The sequence below is a fragment of the Streptomyces carpinensis genome (genome assembly GCF_002154505.1).
Classification (GTDB): domain Bacteria; phylum Actinomycetota; class Actinomycetes; order Streptomycetales; family Streptomycetaceae; genus Streptomyces; species Streptomyces carpinensis.
In genome coordinates this window covers 1-954 of the sequence record NZ_MUBM01000806.1, presented here as the reverse complement: position 1 = coordinate 954, position 954 = coordinate 1, and the positions used below count along the sequence as shown (strand labels likewise).

Here is a 954-nt window from a genome sequence, read left to right as displayed (position 1 = left end):
TCACCGGTGAGGCGGGCGGCGGTGGGCGGCAGGTCGTGGGTGGTGGCCGTGGCCAGGCAGTCGGCCCGCCAGCGGGCGGGGGGCAGCGGGCGGCCGTCGCCCTCCCAGTCCCGTTCGAACCACAGCACCGACGTGCCGAGGACGCCGCGCCGGTCCAGGGTCTCGCGCACCCCGGGCTCGACGGTGCCCAGGTCCTCGCCGATCACCAAGGATCCCGCACGCGATGCCTCCAGCACCAGGACCGCGAGCATGGCCTCGGCGTCGTAGCGGACGTACGTGCCCTCCGTGGGCGGCCGGCCCTGCGGCACCCACCAGAGCCGGAACAGGCCCATGACGTGGTCGATGCGCAGGGCGCCCGCGTAGTGGAACAGGGCGCGCAGCAGGCGCCGGAACGGGGCGTAGCCGGACTCGGCCAGGCGGTCGGGGCGCCAGGGCGGCAGGCCCCAGTCCTGGCCGCGCGCGTTGAAGGCGTCCGGCGGGGCGCCGACCGACATGCCGGCGGCGAAGTGGTCCTGCTGCGCCCAGGCGTCGGCCCCGCCGGGGTGCACGCCGACGGCGAGGTCGTGCACGATCCCGATCGGCATGCCGGCCTCGCGGGCGGTGCGCTGGGCGGCGGTGAGCTGTGCGTCGGTGAGCCAGGCGAGGCGGGAGTGGAAGTCGACGCGGTCCATGACTTCGGCGCGGGCCCGGGCGGTCTCGGCCGAGCGCGGGTCCCTGAGCCCCTCGGGCCACCGGCTCCAGTCCGAGCCGTGCACCTCCGCCAGGGCGCACCAGGTGGCGTGGTCCTCCAGGGCCTGGCCCTCGCGGGCGAGGAAGTCGGCGTAGGCGGCACGGCGGCCGGGGCCGAGCGGCACCCGGAGCACCGGCTCCAGCGCCGCGCGCTTGAGCTCCCACACCGTGTCCCGGTCGATCAGCGAGCCTTTGTCGAGTACGGCGGCGCGCAGCCGTTCGGCC

General features: G+C 76.7%; 1 protein-coding gene. It reads right to left on the bottom strand.

The genetic code is table 11. The features are described from left to right. Positions 1-954: 4-alpha-glucanotransferase (gene malQ / locus BZY54_RS48925; RefSeq protein WP_086731609.1), on the bottom strand; the 954-nt coding region annotated here is incomplete at both ends.